This is a genomic window from Stenotrophomonas sp. GD03930, from assembly GCF_029839665.1.
GTDB classification, from domain to species: domain Bacteria; phylum Pseudomonadota; class Gammaproteobacteria; order Xanthomonadales; family Xanthomonadaceae; genus Stenotrophomonas; species Stenotrophomonas forensis.
Genome location: NZ_JAOCAV010000005.1, coordinates 94,534 through 114,905, shown reverse-complemented (window position 1 = coordinate 114,905; position 20,372 = coordinate 94,534). Strand labels below are relative to the sequence as shown.

Genomic DNA, 20,372 nt, shown 5'->3' with positions numbered 1-20,372 from the left:
GCCAGGCCTTGTTCCCCCATCGGGAGCCGGGATGCGCCGCATCGTCTTCAAAAAACCTGCCCGCAGTGCCATCCGGTCTTTTCATGGAGATTTACCGATGAACCGCATTTACCGTCTGGTTTTCAATCGCGCCCTTGGCGTAATGCAGGTTGCATCGGAGGTCGCTCAGAATCCCGGCGGAAGTGCGGTTACCGCGAAGCGGCCACCGCGACTGCGGGCGCATCAGCTGGCGGTCGCACTGGCGGCCACGCTGGCCAGCGGTTCGGCCTTCGCAGCGTGCAGTACCGCAGGTACCACGGTGACCTGCGCGACCGGCTCCAATACCAATTCGCTGGCCAACAGCATCAATGGCGTGACGCTGGATATCCAGACCGGTGCAGTGCTCAGCGTGCCGCCGATCGTTGGCGGCAGTGCGGTGAGCCTGAGCGGTAACGGCATTACAGTGAGCAACCAGGGCACGGTCGATCCCACCATCAATGGTGGCCTGAGCCTGGCGGCGGCGGGCATGGTGCTGGGCAACAACACGGCCGGCGGAAACACCATCAACGTCAACAACCAGGCGGGCGGGGCGATCAAGGGCCTGGTCAATATCGGTTCCATCCTTGGTTTCGGCGGACAGGCGCTGGTGGTGCAGAACGCTTCCGGCGGTGTCAGCAACATCGTCAACGCCGGCAATGTGGACATGTCCATCTTTGGCGCAGGCCTGTTGACCACAGCCGATGCGGCGTCGATCGTCAGCTACGGTGGCGCGCAGACCAACCTCAACAACACCGGTACCATCACCGGTCGCATCGGGTTCCAGGGGTCAGCCACAACGGGGGCCGGCAACACCTTGCTCAATGCGGGCATCATCAACGGCAGTGTGAACCTGGGCAGTTCGGTCAGCGGCAATACCTTCACCGCCGTGTCGGGTTCCAGCGTCAACACCGCAGGCATCGGCGTGGCCGGACAGGTCGGCGCGCTTGCGGTGAATCTGGCGGCCGCCGGCATCGTCGACGGCGGTTCGGCGTCCAACAACAGTCTGGTGCTGCAGAACAGCGCGACCGGAACCGGCAGCGGTACCGGTGGGGCGGTGACCACGCTGGGCTGGAACCAGTACATCAACTTCCAGAGGCTCACTGTCAACAGCGGTACCTGGAACCTGCAGGGGGCGTGGGCGGGCGCAGGTACGACCACGCTCAATGATGGCTTGGTCAACTTCAACAGCAACACCTCATTCGGTACCGGCCTGTTCACCGTCACTGGTGGTTCGATTGCGGCGAGCGGTGCGGGGCTGTCGCTGGGCAACAATTTCACCCTCAATGGCGGGCTGACCCTGGGCGGTGCCCAGGGCTTCGGCCTGGGGGGGCTGTTGTCCGGTACCGGCGGGCTGACGGTCAACAACACCGGCATCGTCACCCTGGGCGCCGCGAACCTGTTCAGCGGTGGCGTCAACCTCAATGCCGGCGGCCTGGTGCTGGGCAATGCCGGCGCGCTCGGCAACGGCAGCCTGACCGTCGGTGGCAGCGCCTCGCTGGATACGACGGCCGGCTTCAACCTGGCCAACAACCTGGTGATCAATGGTGGCGGCGCGCTGAACCTGCTGGGCAGCAATGCGTTGTCATTGAACGGCTCGATCTCCGGTGCCGGCAATCTGACCAAGAACGGTGCCGGCACCCTGACCTTGAACGGCGCCAATTCGCTGACCGGCAATTTCAACCTGGCCGGAGGCGCGTTGGCACTGGGCGCGGGCGGCTCCCTGTCGCCCACCGGCGCGATCACGGTCGGCGTCGGCACCAGCCTTGACCTGTCTGCAGCGGGCAACCAGACCATCGGCTCGCTGGCTGGGCTCGGCGGCTCGGTCAACCTCGGCAGCCGCACGCTCACGCTCGGCGGGCTGGGCAATACCAGCTACAGCGGCACCTTCGCCGCAGGCACGGGTGGCCTGGTCAAGCTCGGCTCCGGCGTGCAGACCCTGTCAGGCGTCAACAACCTCAGTGGCGGCGTGGCGCTCAACGCCGGTGGCCTGTTGCTGGGCAACGCGGCTGCGCTGGGCAGCGGTGCGCTCAGCGTCGGCGGCAACGTGACGCTGGATGGCACCACGGGCGCGCTTGCGCTCGCCAACACGGTCAATCTGGGGGCGGGCAGCATCCTCAACCTGACCGGCAACCAGGCGCTGACGTTCAACGGCGTGATCGGTGGGACCGGCAGCCTGGTCAAGAATGGTGCCACCACCCTGACCCTCAACAACGCCAACACCTTCAGTGGTGGGCTGTCACTTGCTGCCGGTGGCCTGGTGCTCGGCAATGCCGGTGCGCTCGGAACCGGCGCACTGAACGTCGGCGGTGCGGTGACGCTGGATGCAGGCTCTGCGCTGAGCGTGGGCAATGGCATCAACCTTGGCGTGGGCGGGCTGCTGAATGTGCTGGGCAGCAATGCGCTGACCCTGGGCGGTTCCATCGGTGGTACCGGCAGCCTGGTCAAGAACGGAGCGGCCACGCTGACGCTGGGTGGTGCGAATACCTTCACCGGTGGCCTGGCGATCAACGCGGGCAAGGTGGCGGTGGGCAGCGGCGGAAGCCTGGCCGCCGGCGGTGCGGTCAGCCTGGCCGGTGCCGGCGCGGACCTGGATATTTCGGCCGGAGGCAACCAGACCATCGGTGCGTTGTCCGGCATTGCCGGTAGCACCGTGACCCTGGGCGGCAGCACGCTCACCTTCGGTGATGCCACCAACCAGGCGTTCGCCGGGGTGATCGGTGGCACCGGCGGCCTGGTCAAGCAGGGAACCGGCACGCAGACGCTGAGCGGCGTCAATACGTTCAGTGGTGGCCTGAACCTGGCCGCGGGCGGCCTGCTGCTGGGCAACAACAGTGCAATCGGCAGTGGCGCGTTGACCGTCAGCGGAAACGGTACGCTCGATGGCTCGGCCGCACTGAACCTCGGCAACGCCATCAACCTGGGGGCGGCGCTGACCTTGCCGGGCAGCCAGAACCTCACGTTGGGCGGCAATATCACCGGCACCGGCAGCCTGACCAAGAACGGTGCCTCGCTGCTGACCTTGAATGGCACCAACACCTTCAGCGGTGGCCTGACGCTCAACGCTGGCAGCCTGCTGCTCGGCAACAGTGGCGCACTTGGCAGTGGCGTGTTGAATGTGGGAGGCAGCGCGTCGCTGGACGGCAGCGCGGCGCTGAACCTGGCCAACAACGTGACCCTCGGCAGCGGGGCGGTGTTGTCACTGCCGGGTTCGCAGGCGATCACGCTCGGCGGGGTGGTTTCCGGTGCGGGCGGCCTGGTCAAGAACGGCGCCAGCACGCTCACGCTCAATGGTGCCAATGCATTCACGGGTGGCCTGGTGCTCAATGGCGGTGGCCTGATGCTGGGCAATGCCGGCGCGCTTGGAACCGGACTTCTTGCAGTCGGTGCAAACGCCACACTCGACAGCTCGGTGGCCTTGAACCTGGCCAATGCAATCGATCTCGATGCCGGCGCGCAGTTGAGCCTGATCAGCAACCAGAACACTGCCCTGGGCGGCCTGATCACGGGCACCGGCGGCCTGATCAAGACCGGAACCGGCGTGCTCTCGTTGAACAACAGCAATCTCTTCAGCGGTGGCCTTGCGTTGAATGCAGGTGGCCTGTCGGTCGGCGCCAACGGCGCGCTCGGCACGGGAGCGTTGAACATCGGCGGCAACGTTTCGCTGGATGCCGGCGCTGCGGTGACGTTGGCCAATGCAGTGAACCTAGGCGCCAACACGCTGACCCTGCCGGGCAGCAACAACCTGACTCTGACCGGTGTGGTGGGCGGCACCGGTGGCCTGATCAAGAACGGTGCCTCGACGCTGACGCTGTCCGGAGCCAACACCTTCCTGGGCGGCGCCACGGTCAACGCCGGTACGCTGGCACTCGGTGCCGGCGGCAGCCTCGCCGCAGGCAGCGCCGTGGATCTTGCCGGTGCGGGTGCAACCCTGGATATCTCCGCGGCGGGCGCCAGCCAGACCATCGGCGCGTTGAACGGCGTGGCCGGCAGCCAGGTTGCGCTGGGTACGCAGTCACTCACCTTCGGCGGCGCCAGCAATGGCAGCTTTGCCGGCGTCATCGATGGCAGCGGCGGACTGGTCAAGACCGGCACCGGCGTGCAGACGCTGTCCGGCGCGAATACCTTCGGCGGCGGTGTCGCACTGAATGCCGGTGGCCTGGTTCTTGGCAACGCGGGGGCGCTGGGAGCCGGGGCGCTGGCGATTGGAGGCACCACCACGCTGGACAACACGGTGGCGGTGAACCTGGCCAATGCAGTGAACTTCGGCAACGGCACGCAGCTGACGCTGGGCGGCAGCAATGACGTCACCCTGGGCGGCGTCGTGGCGGGCAACGGCAGCCTGGTCAAGAACGGCGCCGGCCTGCTTACCCTCAACAACACCAATACCTTCGGCGGTGGCCTGACCTTGAACGGTGGTGGGCTGGTGGTCGGCGCCAACGGCGCACTGGGCGGTGGCGCTCTGGCGGTGAATGCCAGCACCACGCTGGATGCAGGTGCCGGCGTCAGCCTGGGCAATGCGATCAACCTGGCCTCGGGTGTTGCGCTGACCCTGCCGGGCAGCAACACGCTGACATTGTCGGGGGTGATCGATGGCAACGGCAGCCTGGTCAAGAACGGTGCCACCACGCTGACGCTGTCCGCTGCCAACACCTATACCGGCGGTACCACCATCAATGACGGCACGCTGGCACTGGGCCTGGGCGGCAGCCTTGCCGCGGCGGGGGATGTCACCCTGGGCAACGCCGGTGCCGCTTTCGATATCTCCGGTGCGGGCGGCAGCCAGACCATCGGCGCGCTCAATGGCGTGGGTGGAACCACGCTGGCGCTGGGGGGCAATTCGTTGACCTTCGGCACCGCCAGCAACGCCGCCTTCGGTGGCGTGATCAGTGGCAGCGGCGGCCTGGTGAAGGTGGGTGCAGGCGTACAGACCCTGTCCGGCGCCAACACCTTCGGTGGTGGCGTGACACTCAATGCCGGCGGCCTGGTGCTGGGCAACGACGCCGCGCTGGGTACCGGTACGCTCACTGTCGGCGGTGCGTCGACGCTGGACACCACCGGGCTGGCCACGCTGGCCAACAACATCGCGCTCAATGCCGGGCTGACCGTGCTCGGTACCAACGCATTGACCCTCAATGGCGTTCTGTCCGGTGCGGGCAGCCTGACCAAGGAGGGCGGCGCGACGCTGACCTTGAACGGCGCCAACACCTACACCGGTGGCACCAACATCAACGCCGGTACGCTGGCGCTGGGTGCCAATGCCAGCCTGTCGGCAACCGGCACGGTCAACCTCGCCACCGGCGCCACGCTGGACCTCTCTGCGGGCAACGGCACGCAGCAGTTCGGCACCCTGATCGGCAACGGCACGATCAACCTCGGCGCCAATGCGATCGAGGTGGGTGGGGCGACCAATGGCACCTTCAGCGGTTCGATCACCGGTACCGGTGGCCTGACCAAGGTCGGTGCCGGCACTGAAACCCTGACCGGAACCAACACCTACACCGGCGGCACGCTGATCAATGCCGGTACGCTGGCGATCGGCCCGGGTGGCAGCCTGGCGGCAACCGGTGCGGTGACGCTTGCTGCACCGGGGACCGGCTTCGACATCTCGACATCCGGCGCCGACCAGACCATTGGTTCGCTGGCCGGGGTGGCTGGCTCCAGCGTGAGCCTGGGCGCGCAGTCGCTGATTCTCGGCGGGGTGGCCAACAGCGTGTTCGACGGTGCGATTTCAGGCACCGGCGGCCTGGTCAAGAACGGAGCTGGCGTCCTGAGCCTGGGCGGCACCAATCTGTTCAGTGGTGGCATTGCACTCAATGGCGGCGGCCTGGTGGTCGGCAACAACGCTGCGCTCGGCAGCGGCGCGCTGACCGTGGGCGGCAACGCGACGCTGGATGCATCGACAGGCGTCAACCTGGCCAACAACATCGGGATCGCAGCGGGTGTCAATCTGGATCTGCTGGGCAGCAACGCGCTGACGCTGGGCGGTGTGATTTCCGGTAGCGGCGGCCTGATCAAGAACGGTGCGGCGACCGTGACCCTGACCGGTGCGAATACCTACACCGGAGGCACCACCATCAACAGCGGCACGCTGGCCATCGGTGCTGGTGGCAGCCTGGCGTCGACCGGTGCGGTGAACCTGGCAGGTACCGGTACCCTGGATATCTCTGCGGGCAACCAGACCATCGGTTCGCTGGCCGGCGTGGCAGGCAGCACGGTGGCACTCGGTGGCAGCACGCTGAGCCTGGGCGGCACTGTGGACAGCACCTTCAACGGCGCGATCAGCGGCAACGGTGGCCTGATCAAGAACGGTGCAGGCGTGCAGACGCTCAATGGCGCGAGCACCTTCAATGGTGGCGTAACTCTCAATGCCGGCGGTCTGGTGCTCGGCAACGACGCTGCGCTGGGCACCGGCGCGGTAACGGTGGGTGGCAATGCCACGCTCGATTCGAACACCGCAGTGACGCTGGCCAACAACTTCATTCTCAACAGCGGGCTGACCGTACTGGGCAGCAACAACCTCACCTTCAACGGCAACCTGAGTGGCGCCGGCTCGCTGACCAAGGAGGGCGCCGCGACGCTGACCTTGAACGGCACCAACAGCTACACCGGAGGCACCTTCATCAATGCCGGTACGCTGGCGCTGGGCGCAGGCGCGAGCCTGCATGCCGGTGGCGTCGTGAACCTGGCCTCGGGCGCGACCTTCGATCTGTCGGCCGGAAACGGCACGCAGACCTTCGGCACCCTGATCGGCAACGGCACGGTGAACCTGGGCGCCAATACGCTGACGATCGGTGATGCCAGCAACGGCACGTTCAGCGGTTCGATCGGCGGCACAGGCGGCCTGGTCAAGGAAGGCAGCGGCACCGAGACCCTGACCGGCACCAACACCTTCACCGGTGGCACCACCATCAATGCCGGCACGCTGGCGATCGGCGCGGGCGGAAGCCTGGCCGCGACCGGCGCGGTGACCCTGGCCAATGCCGGTACCGCGTTCGACATCAGTGCAGGGGGCGCGCAGTCCATCGGCTCGCTGGCCGGCGTGGCCGGCAGCACGGTGTCGCTGGGTGGCAGCACGCTGACTCTCGGTGGCGTGGGCAACACCACGTTCGCTGGTGACATCACCGGTACCGGCGGCCTGGTCAAGAACGGTGCCGGCGTGCAGACCTTGAGCGGCAACAATACCTTCAGCGGTGGCGTGGCGCTCAACGCCGGTGGCCTTGCCCTGGGCAACAACAACGCACTGGGAACCGGCACGCTGACGGTGGGCGGAAACGCCACGCTGGACGGCACCACGGCATTGACCCTGGCCAATGGCATACAGCTGGCCAGCGGCACGCTGACCTTGCCTGGCAGCAACGCGCTGACCCTGAATGGTGCGATCGGCGGTGCCGGCGGCCTGCTCAAGGACGGTGCCTCGACGGTCACCCTGGGCGGTGCCAGCACCTATACCGGCACCACCACCATCAACAGCGGAACGTTGGCGGTGGCGGCCGGTGGCAGCCTGTCCGGTGCCAGCACGGTCAACCTGGCCGGTACCGGGACACTGGATATCAGCGCCGGCGGCAACCAGAGCGTCGGTGGCCTGGCCGGCGTGACCGGGTCCAGCGTGCTGCTGGGTGGCGCAACCCTGAGCACCGGCGGCAACAACGGCAACACCACGTTCGGCGGTGTGCTCAGTGGCACCGGCGGCCTGGTGCAGGGCGGTACCGGCACGCTTACCCTGACCGGCAGCAATACCTACACCGGTGGCACCACCATCAATGGCGGCAGCACGCTGCAGATCGGCAATGGCGGCACCACCGGGTCGGTACTGGGCGACATCACCAACAATGGCAGCCTGGTCTACAACCTCGGCACCACCGCAACCGTGGGTGGCGTGGTCAGCGGCAGCGGCGGCCTGACCCAGGCCGGCAGCGGCACGCTGGTGCTGACCGGCAACAACACCTACACCGGCGGCACCACCATCAATGCGGGCGGCACGTTGCAGGTCGGCAATGGCGGTGCGACCGGCGCGATCGTCGGTGACATCAGCAACAACGGCGCACTGGTATCCAATGTCGCCGGCAACACCACGCTGGGCGGCACCATCAGTGGCAGTGGCGGCCTGACCCAGGCCGGCAGCGGCACGCTGACCCTGACCGGCAACAACACCTACACCGGCGGTACCACCATCAATACCGGTGGCACGCTGCAGGTGGGCAACGGCGGTGCGACCGGTGCGATCACCGGCAACGTCGCCAACAACGGCAGCCTGGTGTTCGACGTGGCGGGCAACACCACCGTCGGCGGTGCGATCAGTGGCAGTGGCGGCCTGACCCAGGCCGGCAGTGGCGTGCTGACCCTGGTCGGCAACAACACCTACAGCGGCGGCACCACCATCAATGCGGGCGGTACGCTGCAGGTCGGCAACGGCGGTGCCAGCGGTGCGATCACCGGTGATATCACCAACAATGGCGCACTGATCTCCAACGTTGCAGGCAACACCCTGCTGGGCGGCACTATCAGCGGCAGCGGTGGCCTGACCCAGGCGGGCAGCGGCACGCTGGTACTGACCGGTACCAATACCTACACCGGCGGCACCACCATCAATACCGGTGGCACGCTGCAGCTGGGTAACGGCGGAGCAACGGGTTCCATCGTCGGTGACATCACCAACAATGGCTCGCTGGTGTCCGGCGTGGCCGGCAACACCACGCTGGGCGGAACCATCACTGGCAGCGGTGGCCTGACCCAGGCGGGCAGCGGCACGCTGACCCTGACCGGCAACAACACCTATACCGGCCCGACCACCATCAACGCCGGTGGCACGCTGCAGGTGGGCAATGGCGGCGCCACCGGAGCGATCGGCGGCAGCGTCACCAACAACGGCAGCCTGGTGTTCAACGTGGGTGGAAACACCACAGTCGGCGGTGCCATCAGCGGCAGCGGCGGCCTGACCCAGGCCGGCAGCGGCACGGTGACCCTGACCGGCAACAACAGCTATACCGGCGGGACCACGATCAACGCGGGCGGCACGCTGCAGGTTGGCAACGGAGGCGCTAGCGGCGCGATCACCGGCAACGTCATCAACAATGGCAGCCTGGTACTCAACGTCGGCGGCAACACCACCGTCGGCGGCACCATCAGCGGCAGCGGCGGCCTGACCCAGGCCGGCAGCGGCACCGTCACCCTCACCGGCAACAACACCTATACCGGTGGCACCACCATCAATGCCGGTGGCACCGTGCAGGTTGGCAATGGCGGCGCCAGTGGTTCGATCACCGGCAACATCACCAACAACGGCGGCCTGGTCATCAACACGGGGGGCACCACGACACTGGGTGGCAGCATCAGTGGCGGTGGCAGCATCGTGCAGGCCGGCCCGGGCGGCCTGAACCTTGGTGGCAACAGCGGCGGCTTCAGCGGCACCGGCCAGGTCACCGGCGGGGGCCTCAATGTCACCGGCACCATCGGTGGCCAGTGGACCATCGGCAGCGGCACCGGACTGTCCGGCACCGGCACCATCGGCGGTACCGGTGGCGGCGTGACGGTATCCAGCGGCGGCGTGCTGTCGCCGGGCAATGGCCCCGGCAACGGCAGTGGCACCGGCAATGGCGTCGGTACCATCACCATCGGTGGCAACCTGACCCTGTCGCCGGGCAGTACGCTGGGTATCGATCTGGGCGCCACCGGTAGCGACACGGTGCAGGTGGGAGGCAGCGCCAATGTGGGCGGCAGCACCGTGAAGGTGAATACCCTTTCGCCGAGCACCAGCTATCAGCAGGGCCAGCAGTACACGGTGGTCAATGCGGGCGGCGGCGTCAGCGGCCAGTTCGCCGCGGCGACCACGCCGTCGGCCTTCCTGACCATCACCCCGGTCTACACCGCGAACACCGCGAACCTGAAGATCGATGTGGCGCAGACCGCAGCGTTCACCACCGTGGCAAAGACGCGCAACCAGTACAACACGGCTGCGGCGCTGGACAGCCTGCCGCAGAGCGGTCCGGCGCTGGGCCTGTACAACACGCTGTTGATGTACGACGCCGGCACTGCGCGCAGCGCATTCGACCAGCTGTCCGGCGAAGTGCATGCGGCCAGCCGTGCGGTGCTGCTGTATGACAACTACCTGGAAGAGGGCATCCGCCAGCGCCTGGGCAGCGAGTTGCCCACCGTGCGAGGTGAGCGCGCTTCGGCGTGGCTGGCCGGCAGCGGCAAGGTGTTCAAGCAGGATGGCGATGGCAACGGCGACGAGATCCGTTCCAACCGCAATGCGGTGATGGCCGGCGTGGACTGGCAGCTGGGTGAGCACGTGGTGCTGGGCGCGGCCGCAGGCAGCGAGCGACTGGATACACGCCTGTACGATCGCAACTCGCGGGCCCGCCTGCGCGGTACCACCTTCGGCCTGTACGCACAGGGCGAGTGGAACAACGGCTTCGCGGTGGGCGGCAGCGTGTCGCGCGGTGATTACCGCACGCGCACCACCCGTGAGGTGCCGTTGCTGGGCCAGACCCTGCACAGCCGCCAGGATTCGGATGTGACCATCGCCCAGGTGGAGGGCAGCTGGACCTGGACCCACGGCAGGACCCAACTGCAGCCGTACGTGCAGTTCACCAAGCACTGGGTCGACAGCGATCGTGCGACGGAGCAGGGCGGCAGCGCTGCGCTGGTGCTGGAAGGCGGCAAGGACACGCTCAATGTCAGCACGGTGGGCGTGCGGGGCCGCTGGGACGTGGGCAGCGGCGAGCGTTTCCCGGCACAGCTGACCGTCGGCCTGGGGTGGCAGCACGCCTCCGGTGACACCGACGTGGCCAGCCGCAACCGCTTCGCGGTGGGTGGCGATGCCTTCGACGTCTACAGCGCGGTGATGGCGCGCAATGCGCTGGTCAGCCAGGTCGGCGTGGCGGTCGGGTTGGGCCGCAACAGCCAGCTGTCGATGTTCGTGCAGGGCCAGCATGGCGATGGCCGTCGCGATGTCGGCGGGCAGATCAACCTGCGCGTGGGCTTCTGAGGGGAGTAGGCCGGCAATGGATCCACGCACGCCGTGGATCCGGGGCGGGGCGGAGGGCTACACCCTCCGCTCCATCTCCACGGCGTCGATCCCGGCGCCGTGGCCATCGGGTATCACCCGTGTCACGTGGAAGCCGAGGCCGGCATAGAACCCTTGCGTATGCTGGCTGGTGCTGAGCGTGATGTGCGTGATCGACGAGTCCGCTTCGGCCTGGTGCAGGCGTGCCAGCGTCAGTTCGCGGCCGATGCCCTGCCGGTGCAGCGCGCGCTGGACCATGCCCCAGCAGAAGCCGGCGCTGCCATCGCCACGGCGTGTGATGCCGCCGCAGGCGATGACGCTGCTGTCGCGCTCGATGACCTGGAAGGCAAAGTCCACCGCCTGCACGAGCAGGAAGCGTTCGAAATCGCTGCGCTCTTCGGCGGCGAAGAACGTGGGCACGTTGCTGTCGAAGATCGACAGGCAGGCGCTGGCATCCGTGGGGCGGTAGAGCCGGAGTTTCATGCGCCCACGATAGACGATCAGCAGTATCAGAAGATCCACGCCACGCGCGGATTCAGGGGTGACACGCCATGCGTGTCTCCCCTCAGGCCGAAATGCCCGCCAGTACCGCGTACATCACCACGAAGGTCACCAGGAACAGGTACACGCCGCCGATGGCGAGGTAGCGCAGTACGGTGAACGCCTTGTTGCCGCCATACACGCGCTGCTGCATCCACAGCAGGTACACCGGAACCGCCAGCCACAGCAGGGCATACAACCATTGGCTGAGCGTGGCGATCGCCGGTGAAGCGAAGGCGTTGCCGATGCCAGCAACGATGAACGTTGCCAGCAGCACCATCATCAGCCAGCAGTGGCTGTAGAGGGCGACCACCAGGTGCTCGAGATAGCCCATCGGTCGACTGATGTAGGCGATGCGCAGCACCAGTGCGAACACCGGCATCAGGAAGAACAGGGCGCCCGGCAGTGCGGTGAGGATCGCCTGCATGTAGAGGTCGGCCTTGCCGCCCATGCGCTTGATGTTGGCGTTGCCGTTCTGCAGGCGCTTGTTGAGCCATCGGTTGGCGAACTGCGGCCAACCGTCGAGGACGATGGGATTGCTGTCCGCATCCCACGGTTTGCCGTTGACGGTGTGATCGAAGAAGGTGCCGTATCCGCCCGTGGTGGTTTCAGCAGGGGCGACGGTGCGGGTGCCCTCGAGCTCTGCCCTGCGCTGTGCGGCGGCGGCGTTCACTGCTGCTCTCGCCATGGTGAAGCCGGCGTTGCCGGTGGCGGGGGAACTGGCCTGCTGCTGGTCGATCAGCGCCAGCTGTCGTGCGCGGGCGGCTTCGACCTGTTCCACGGTGGTGGCCTTGGCGTACACCGAGTCGCGTCCGCCGCCCACACCGAAATCGTCGACGTGTACGAACAGCTTGCCGACGAAGAAGGTGAACAACGTGAGGATGACGAACAGCCGCAGTGGCTGTACGTATCCCACCCGGCGGCCCTTGAGGTAGTTCAGCGCGATGCGGCCGGGCACCCAGAGGTCACGCAGCGTGCGGAAGATGCGCCCGTCCAGGTGCCAGAAGGATTCGAACACTTCCTCGATGGCGTGGCCGACATGCTTGAGCGGGTTGTGCGCCGATTGCCCGCAACGATGGCAGTAATGGCCATGCAGGGCGGTGTCGCAGTTCTCGCAGGCGGCGTGAGCGGTGTCGGTCGAGCTCATGGGCGATGGGGCGGCATGGGATGTAGGCGCCTACGATAGCGAATTTTCAGGTTTCGTTCAGCTTTGTTTGAGGTCGCTGGATAGTGTTCGGAAGCGATCATGCGCATCCACGCATGGCGTGGATCTACTGATGGGTAGAGTGAGAGGATATCCACGCATCGGGACAGCCGTGGCGGGTATCGCCGTGCCTCCGCCGGTGCATGTCACGCATCTGGAGGAACAAGCCCCTCTGTTGAGGGGCTGCCCCGACAGGGGCGGGGAGAGGCAGGCAAAGGGAGGGGCCCAAAGGTTGCGCAGCAACGTTTGGGGCGAAGCGCGCGCAGCGCACTTCGCATCCCGCGCCAGATAACTGAAAAGGGCTGCCCTTTCGGGCAGCCCTTTTCAGTTATCTGGCGGAGAGAGGGGGATTCGAACCCCCGAAGCGCGGTTTAGACGCTTACACACTTTCCAGGCGTGCTCCTTCAACCACTCGGACACCTCTCCGGATCCCTGCCATCGGCAAACGCCTCAGCAGGGGCGCAGATTCTAGCGGGCCGCGCGGCACTTCACAAGCACCCTGGTCAGGAACCTGCGAGGGGCGTGCCGGGGGCGAGGGGGCTGGACAGGCATGGCACAATGGAACATCCGATGGAAGACGGTGGCCTGATGTCCTATCTCGTGCTTGCCCGCAAGTGGCGTCCGAAGCGTTTTGCCGAGCTGGTGGGCCAGGAACACGTGGTCCGTGCGCTCAGCAATGCGCTGGACAGTGGCCGGGTCCACCATGCGTTCCTGTTCACCGGTACGCGTGGCGTGGGCAAGACCACCATCGCGCGTATCTTCGCCAAGTCGCTGAACTGCGAGCAGGGCACCAGTGCCGACCCGTGTGGCCAGTGCGCGGCCTGCCTGGACATCGACGCCGGCCGTTACATCGACCTGCTGGAGATCGACGCCGCGTCCAACACCGGCGTGGATGACGTGCGCGAGGTGATCGAGAACGCGCAGTACATGCCGTCGCGCGGCAAGTTCAAGGTCTACCTGATCGACGAAGTGCACATGCTGTCGAAGGCGGCGTTCAACGCGCTGCTGAAGACGCTGGAAGAGCCGCCGGAACACGTCAAGTTCCTGCTGGCCACCACCGATCCGCAGAAGCTGCCGGTGACCGTGCTCAGCCGCTGCCTGCAGTTCAATCTCAAGCGCCTGGACGAGGATCAGATCCAGGGCCAGATGACCCGCATCCTGGCGGCGGAAGACATCGAGGCCGACGACAGCGCGATCGTGCAGCTGGCCAAGGCCGCTGACGGCAGCCTGCGCGACGGCCTGTCGCTGCTGGACCAGGCGATCGCCTATGCCGGCGGCGCGCTGCGCGAGGACGTGGTGCGCACCATGCTGGGCACCGTCGACCGCACCCAGGTGGCGGCGATGCTCGATGCGCTGGCCGAGGGCGATGGCCCGCGCCTGTTGCAGGTGGTGGCGGCGCTGGCCGAGTTCTCGCCGGACTGGAGTGGCGTGCTGGAAGCGCTGGCCGAAGGCCTGCACCGTATCCAGGTGCAGCAGCTGGTACCGGGTGCGGCGGTTGCCGAAGGCCTGGATGCCACCGCCTTTGCCGAGCGCCTGCGCCCGGAAGTGGTGCAGCTCTGGTACCAGATGGCCTTGAACGGTCGTCGTGACCTGCCGCTGGCGCCGAGCCCGCGTGCCGGCTTCGAGATGGCGGTCCTGCGCATGCTGGCGTTCCGTCCGGCCGCCGCGGTACCGCCGGTACCGAAGTCGGTGGAAGGTGCCGCAGGAGGCAACGTTGCCGGTGGTGGCAGCGGCGCCGGGACCCACGATGCGACGCCGGCCGCTGCCGCCGCTTCGGCAGGCCCGGCCGCGACGGCACAGGTGGCTGCCCCAATGCAGGCCGCACCGCGCGAACCCGATCCCGAACCTGAGCCGGCCCCGCAACCGGAGCCGGACCCGACGCCGGAACCCGAGCCGGTGCCGGTGCAAGAGCCCGTGCAGCCGCCGCCGATGAAGGCCGACGTGGAAGCGCAGATGCCGCCGGCTGAGCCAGCGGCGAGCGACGACCTGCCGCCGTGGGCCACCGATGAGGCCGAGGCCCGCGACGAGGCGCTGGCGGTCGAGATGGCCGGCCCGGACGCGGCCATGGTGGCGCCCTGGCAGGAACCGCCAACCCCGGTGGCAGCGCCGGCTGAAGCGGAACCTGCCGAGCGGGAGCGTCCATTCCGCACCGAAGGCATCGTCATCGCCCCGGCCGAGCCGGCTACGGTGCGCGACGCCGCGCCGCTGGAAGGTGTCAGCGAACTGGCCAGCGCCGAGGACTGGCTGGATCTGGTCGCCAACAGCGGCCTCAGCGGCCCTTCGCGACAGCTGGCCGCCAACGCCGCCTTCATCAGCTGCCAGCACGGGACCTTGAAACTGGGCCTTTCGCCCGGATTTGAATACCTGCGCTCCGAGCGCGCGCTGGCTGCCCTGGGCGAGATGCTGCAGAAGGCTCTTGGCCAGGCGCCGAAGATCGTGGTCGAGACCGTGGAAACCGAACACGTTCCGGCCGAGACCCTGCACCAGCGGGCCGACCGCCAGCGTGGCGAGCGGCAGCAGGTGGCAGAGGCCGTTTTCATGGACGACCCGGAAGTGCAGGTGCTGATCCAACAGCACGGCGCGCGGGTTGTTTCCGATTCCATCCGTACTTTTGACGAGTAAGACACCATGCGCGGAAACATCGCCCAACTGATGCAGCAGGCCCAGAAGATGCAGGAGAACCTGCAGAAGGCCCAGGAAGAAATCGCCAAGATCGAAGTGACCGGCAGCGCCGGTGGCGGCATGGTCAGCGTGACCCTGACCGGCGCCAAGGAGTGCCGCAAGGTGCGCATCGACCCGTCGCTGGCCAGCGACCCGGAAATGCTGGAAGACCTGATCGCGGCCGCCTTCAACGACGCTTCGAACAAGATCGATGCCGAGTCGAAGTCGAAGATGGGGTCGGCCACCGCGGGCATGCAGCTGCCGCCGGGCATGAAGCTGCCGTTCTGATGCGTGATATGGCACCCGGTTATCGGGTGCCATCGACCGCGTAGAGTCGAGCTTGCTCGACGCCACCGGGCGCTTCAGTCGAGCAAGCTCGACTCTACACATAGCCGTCGAGCTTGCTCGACTCTACAAAGCCTGTCGCCGTGTCCGCACCCCTGCTTGAACAATTGATCGACGCACTGCGGGTGCTGCCTGGCGTGGGCCAGAAGACCGCGCAGCGCATGGCCTACCATCTGCTCGAACGCGAGCGCGAAGGTGGCCAACGCCTGGCCGAGACCCTGGCGCTGGCGGTGGAGCGCATCGGCCACTGCGCGCAGTGCCGCGACTTCAGCGAAACCGAGCTGTGCCCGACCTGCGCCAACAGCAGCCGCGAACGCAGCCAGCTGTGCGTGGTTGAGTCGCCCGCCGACCGCCTGGCCATCGAGAACGCTACGGGGTTCCGTGGCGTCTACTTCGTGCTGCAGGGCCGGTTGTCGCCGCTCGATGGCATCGGCCCGCGCGAACTGGGGCTGGAGCAGCTGGAGAACCGCCTGGCCGAAGGCGAGGTGCAGGAGTTGATCATCGCCACCAGCGCGACCGTCGAGGGAGAGGCCACCGCGCACTACCTGGCGCAGCTGGCGCGCGCGCGGAAGGTGCAGCCCAGCCGCCTGGCGCAAGGGCTGCCGCTCGGCGGCGAGCTTGAGTATGTTGACCGTGGCACGCTGTCGCACGCGTTCGGAACGCGCAGCGAGTTCCGCGATTGAGCAGGCGCTGGGCATGGCCCGGCGCGGCCGGCCTACAATGCGGACGATATCCCCGCCGAGGCCGACCATGAGCACCGAAACCCTCTTCAGCAAGATCATCCGTCGCGAGATCCCGGCCACCATCGTCTACGAGGATGACGAGGTGCTGGGCTTCAAGGACATCGCGCCGCAGGCGCCGGTGCATGTGCTGTTCATTCCGAAGAACGAGATCATCCCGACCCTGGACGACCTGCAGCCGTCACAGGCGCACCTGATCGGAAAGCTGGCACTGGCCGCGGCCGGGTACGCGCGCCGCGAGGGTTTTGCCCAGGACGGCTACCGCATCGTGATGAACTGCCGCGAGCATGCCGGGCAGACCGTGTTCCACATCCACATGCATCTGCTGGCCGGTGGACCGCTGGGCCATTTCGGTTCGCCGGGGCGCTGAATCCCCCGTCCACGCCCTGCGTGGATGAAAAAAGGCCGCCCGAGGGCGGCCTTTTCCGTCATGCATGCCGGCTGGCGATCACCACCAGCCCCAACGGCCGTAGCCGCCCCAGTACGGGCCATACGGACCCGGGCCCCACGGACCATAGGGGTAGGGCACCACATCGACCTGGCGCTGTTCCGGCCACAGGTAGATCACGTCGGCCGACAGCTTCGGCAGGCGATAGTCGTAGTCGCCGATGCGGGTGTTCTGGTAGCCATCGATCTTGCCGATGAAGGTCACGTCGCGGCCGGCTTCAAACACGGCCGGGTCGTAGAAACCGGCGCGGCAGGCGATGAAGCGGCCGTCGCTGGCGTCGGACGAGGTGGTGTTCGGGCGGCCACTGGCATTGAGCGGGCGCGAGATCATCTGGAAGCAGGTCTCGCCCTGGCCAGGCTTGGTTTCGATGATGCGACCGCCCCAACGGACCGGCGTGCCGACCTGCTGGGTGGCGACCGAGTCGCGGGGGGAGACCAGGCTGAATTGTCCCTGCAGCGGCTTGGGAGCCGTGGCGCAGGCCGACAGGGCCAGCGTGGCCACGGCGGTGAGGAAGAACTTGGTGTTCATGGGGAGGCTCCGGAAGTCGGGCGATGCCTGCGCAGGTCCCGCAATAATGAAGCGAGGTCGGTGCAAGTTCCAGCGTAACGCGCGTCGGCGAAACGCTGGCTGAGTGCGAGGAGGGCAGGGTCGGGCCGCTGGGCGTGTACCCGATGCGCCCAGTCCCGTGCGGTTTCGTGGGGATCCCGGGCCAGGCCGAGGCGTGCATAGCGTCGCCCCAGCCGGTGCCAGGCGCGCAGCAGCGGATCACGTTCGCGTTCGCCGCGGGCCAGCAGCCAGGCCATCCAGGCCAAGGCCAGCAACGCGGCGATCACGAAGCCGGCGGCCAGCTGACCGGGGCCCAGATCAGCCAGCCCGAACGGCTTGAGCAGCTGCTGCTGGCGGCGTGCGTCGAAAGACAGCACCAGATCGTTCCAGCCGCGGCGCAGCCAGTCGCCCATCTGCCCCAGTTCCAGCAGGCGCTGCTGCATCGGGTTGCCGGTGCCAGCCTGCAGTCGGTCGTCGAGAGTATCGAGGATGCGTTCGGGCGCCACCGCAGCGGTGGGGTCGACCCGCACCCAGCCGCGCTGCGGCAGCCACACCTCGGCCCACGCATGGGCATCCATCCGTCGCACGACCCAGTAATCGCCAAGGCGATTGCGGGTGCCGCCGGCGAATCCGGTGACCACCCGTGCAGGAATGCCGGCATTGCGCATCAGCACCACGAATGCGGAACTGAAGTGCTCGCAGAAGCCGGCCTTGTAGCCGAACAGGAACTCGTCGACCGGGTCGCGCCCGGCCTGGGGCGTTTCCAGCGTGTAGGAGAAATCGGTGGTGATCCATTGCAGCGCGCGGCGGACGATGGCCGCGTCATCGTTGCCTGCGTCATGCCGCCATTGGCGTGCCAGGGTGGCGGTGCGTGGATTGAAGCCATCGGGCAACTGCAGCGCCGCGCGCCGCAGATACGGCGACAGGGTGCTGTCGAAGCGCCGTGGTGGCGCCGATTGCAGCCGCCAGCGGCTGAGCGAGGCCAGCGCTCGATCGCTGCTCAGGCTCATGTCCGCATCCAGCGTGCTGCCTGCGGGCGCCTGGCCCGGCAGATCCAGCGCGACCAGCTGGCGACGGTCGGTCGGCTCGTAATCGATCTGGTAGTCCCAGTGCTGCGTGCCGGCCTCGACCACCGCGGGCGGCCGCCGCGCGCTGGCAGGGTCGCGCATCCAGCGTCGTCCATCGAATGCGGTCAGCACCGGCCCACGCCAGTAGCGCTGCGCCGCTTCGGGTACGGCACCGAAGAACTGCACGCGCAGTGCGGGCGTGTCGTCGGCCATCAGGTCCAGCCACTGGCCCGGTTCCATGCTGTCGGACAGCCCCGGGGTGCCGACGGCGCGCTCGGGGACCCCCCACAGTGGCGTCGCCAGGCGCGGGAACAGCCAGAAGCAGGCCAGGGCCAGCGGCAGCCCGATCGCCAGCAGGCGACCCACGCCGCGCAACTGCCCGTACAACGGCACTCGGCCTGCATGGCCTTCATCCTGGGCCAGGCGTTGCAGGGCGAGCAGCGCGCTGATGCCTGCCAACGCCGCCAGCACGGTTGTCAGCGGTCCCTGGTCGAGCAGGAACGCCGCAAACGGGGAGAACAGCGCGAAGCCCAGCAGGCTGCGGGCATCGCGAAGGCTGCGCAGCTCGCTGGACTTGATCGCCAGCATCGCGGCCAGCAGGGCGCAACCGGTATCGCGCCCGGGGCGCACCATGCCCATCTGCCAGACGATGGCGGCGAGCATGCCGAGCACCAGCAGCAGGCGTACCGGCATCGGCAGCACCTTTCGCCATGACAGGAATGCAGTCACCACCGCTGTGGCTGCGATGACGCCGGCCAACAGTGGTGGCAGCTGCAGCAGCAACGGCAGCAGCGCCAGCGCCGCGCTGGCCAGGGTCCAGCTGCGGGCAGTGCGATCGATCAGGGCAGGGGTCTCAGCCATGCGGCAACAACGCCAGTGCACGCAGGCACAGGTGGTGATGGCCGGCCCCCTGGCCAGGGCCGATCGCCGGATGTGCGGGCAGCAGCAGGGTGTAGCGCCGGCCCTCGCGCTCGGCCACATCAACCCAGCGCGCCAATCGCGCGATGCGGGCTTCGTGCCCCAGCGGCGCCAGCGTGCGCCAGTCGAGGATCACTTCGATGCCGATCGGCTTTTCATACTCGCGCACCAGCAGGCTGTCGCGGCGCGCGGAGTGCTTCCATGAAATGCTGCGCGGCGCATCGCCTGCACGATAAGGGCGCAGCTGGTGCAGTTCTTCGCCACTGGCATGGGCACGCGTATGCAGTGGATCGTTGCCGCTCTCCGGCAACGCCGGGGCCAGCGCCTCGGCCAACGGATAGACCAGCAGCGGCTGTTCCGGCCACACCCACGACCACGCCCGCACCAGCCCCAGTGGCTGGGTGGTGGACAGGCGGATGCGCGGCAGCTCCAGCCATCCGCGGCGCTCGCTGGGAACTTCCAGCTCGACCTCGCCACGCCCCTGTGGCGGCAGTGAGGTCCAGGCTTCGCTGTCACCCAGTTGCAGGTGCAGCCCATGCCGCGCACGCGGATCACGCAGCGACAGGTCCACGCGCAGGCGCAGCGGTTGCCCGGCCGCAACCGGTTCTGCCGAGATCGCATCGACCTGTACACCGGAAAGCTGCAGGTGCGCGGCGATGGCACTGGCAATCGCCGCGGCGGCCAGCAGCAGTGCCAGCAGCAGTGCCGGGTTGTTGTTGTAGTTCAACGCCCCCAGCAGCATCGCGATCAGCAGGGTGGCGACGAACAGCCCGAAACGCGTGGGCAGCACATAGATGCGATGGCGGTCGAGCCGCTGCGGCAGCGTTTCGGGCCGGCGCGGACGTGCCAGCAGCCGTAGACGGGCCCAGCGCGTGGTCAC

General features: G+C 67.5%; 10 protein-coding genes and 1 tRNA gene. 5 read left to right on the top strand and 6 right to left on the bottom strand.

Features of this window, described 5'->3' with window-relative positions:
• The first annotated feature begins 97 nt into the window (after window positions 1-97).
• Complete coding sequence (locus tag N5C18_RS20470) at window positions 98-11,005, top strand: autotransporter-associated beta strand repeat-containing protein (protein ID WP_279945516.1); 10,908 nt, start codon at window positions 98-100, stop codon at window positions 11,003-11,005.
• 57 nt (window positions 11,006-11,062) lie between these two features.
• Here N5C18_RS20470 and N5C18_RS20465 read toward each other — a convergent pair whose 3' ends face one another.
• The 3 genes from N5C18_RS20465 to N5C18_RS20455 all read right to left on the bottom strand — a co-directional run bounded on the left by N5C18_RS20465 (window position 11,063) and on the right by N5C18_RS20455 (window position 13,193).
• Window positions 11,063-11,506, bottom strand: a complete 444-nt coding sequence (locus tag N5C18_RS20465) for a GNAT family N-acetyltransferase (RefSeq protein WP_279945548.1) — start codon at window positions 11,504-11,506, stop codon at window positions 11,063-11,065.
• Window positions 11,507-11,588: 82 nt separating this feature from the next.
• The gene (locus N5C18_RS20460; RefSeq protein ID WP_053512186.1) at window positions 11,589-12,710 is read right to left on the bottom strand and encodes a DUF3667 domain-containing protein; all 1,122 of its coding nucleotides are present in this window, start codon (window positions 12,708-12,710) and stop codon (window positions 11,589-11,591) included.
• Window positions 12,711-13,100: 390 nt separating this feature from the next.
• Window positions 13,101-13,193: transfer RNA gene (locus N5C18_RS20455), tRNA-Ser, on the bottom strand.
• 144 nt (window positions 13,194-13,337) lie between these two features.
• On the opposite strand from N5C18_RS20455, the gene dnaX reads away from it, so the two are divergent.
• The 4 genes from dnaX to N5C18_RS20435 all read left to right on the top strand — a co-directional run bounded on the left by dnaX (window position 13,338) and on the right by N5C18_RS20435 (window position 16,883).
• Complete coding sequence (gene dnaX, locus N5C18_RS20450; protein WP_053508670.1) at window positions 13,338-15,389, top strand: DNA polymerase III subunit gamma/tau; 2,052 nt, start codon at window positions 13,338-13,340, stop codon at window positions 15,387-15,389.
• Window positions 15,390-15,395: 6 nt separating this feature from the next.
• Window positions 15,396-15,716 carry a YbaB/EbfC family nucleoid-associated protein gene (locus N5C18_RS20445; protein WP_004154630.1) on the top strand — a complete coding sequence of 107 codons (321 nt, stop codon included), beginning with the start codon at window positions 15,396-15,398 and terminating at the stop codon, window positions 15,714-15,716.
• Between the two features lie 140 nt (window positions 15,717-15,856).
• A complete protein-coding gene (recR, locus tag N5C18_RS20440; protein WP_008267969.1) occupies window positions 15,857-16,456 on the top strand; it encodes a recombination mediator RecR in 600 nt (199 codons plus the stop codon).
• A 67-nt stretch (window positions 16,457-16,523) separates the two neighbouring features.
• A complete protein-coding gene (locus N5C18_RS20435; RefSeq protein ID WP_053508668.1) occupies window positions 16,524-16,883 on the top strand; it encodes a histidine triad nucleotide-binding protein in 360 nt (119 codons plus the stop codon).
• A gap of 78 nt (window positions 16,884-16,961) precedes the next feature.
• Here N5C18_RS20435 and N5C18_RS20430 read toward each other — a convergent pair whose 3' ends face one another.
• From N5C18_RS20430 to N5C18_RS20420, 3 genes are read right to left on the bottom strand one after another with little or no spacing between them, the layout of a single operon-like run.
• Complete coding sequence (locus N5C18_RS20430; protein WP_004154632.1) at window positions 16,962-17,489, bottom strand: Slp family lipoprotein; 528 nt, start codon at window positions 17,487-17,489, stop codon at window positions 16,962-16,964.
• The gene (locus tag N5C18_RS20425; protein WP_279945515.1) at window positions 17,486-19,435 is read right to left on the bottom strand and encodes a DUF3488 and transglutaminase-like domain-containing protein; all 1,950 of its coding nucleotides are present in this window, start codon (window positions 19,433-19,435) and stop codon (window positions 17,486-17,488) included. The genes N5C18_RS20430 and N5C18_RS20425 overlap by 4 nt, the downstream gene beginning before the upstream one ends.
• On the bottom strand, window positions 19,428-20,372 hold the full coding sequence (locus N5C18_RS20420; RefSeq protein ID WP_279945514.1) for a DUF58 domain-containing protein: 945 nt from the start codon (window positions 20,370-20,372) through the stop codon (window positions 19,428-19,430). The genes N5C18_RS20425 and N5C18_RS20420 overlap by 8 nt, the downstream gene beginning before the upstream one ends.

Bases quoted from the DNA above. Each gene is read 5' to 3' on its own strand.
- N5C18_RS20470 (WP_279945516.1), top strand. From the start codon at position 98: ATGAACCGCATTTACCGTCTGGTTTTCAATCGCGCCCTTGGCGTAATG.
- N5C18_RS20465 (WP_279945548.1), bottom strand. From the start codon at position 11,506: ATGAAACTCCGGCTCTACCGCCCCACGGATGCCAGCGCCTGCCTGTCG.
- N5C18_RS20460 (WP_053512186.1), bottom strand. From the start codon at position 12,710: ATGAGCTCGACCGACACCGCTCACGCCGCCTGCGAGAACTGCGACACC.
- dnaX (WP_053508670.1), top strand. From the start codon at position 13,338: ATGGAAGACGGTGGCCTGATGTCCTATCTCGTGCTTGCCCGCAAGTGG.
- N5C18_RS20445 (WP_004154630.1), top strand. From the start codon at position 15,396: ATGCGCGGAAACATCGCCCAACTGATGCAGCAGGCCCAGAAGATGCAG.
- N5C18_RS20435 (WP_053508668.1), top strand. From the start codon at position 16,524: ATGAGCACCGAAACCCTCTTCAGCAAGATCATCCGTCGCGAGATCCCG.
- N5C18_RS20430 (WP_004154632.1), bottom strand. From the start codon at position 17,489: ATGAACACCAAGTTCTTCCTCACCGCCGTGGCCACGCTGGCCCTGTCG.
- N5C18_RS20425 (WP_279945515.1), bottom strand. From the start codon at position 19,435: ATGGCTGAGACCCCTGCCCTGATCGATCGCACTGCCCGCAGCTGGACC.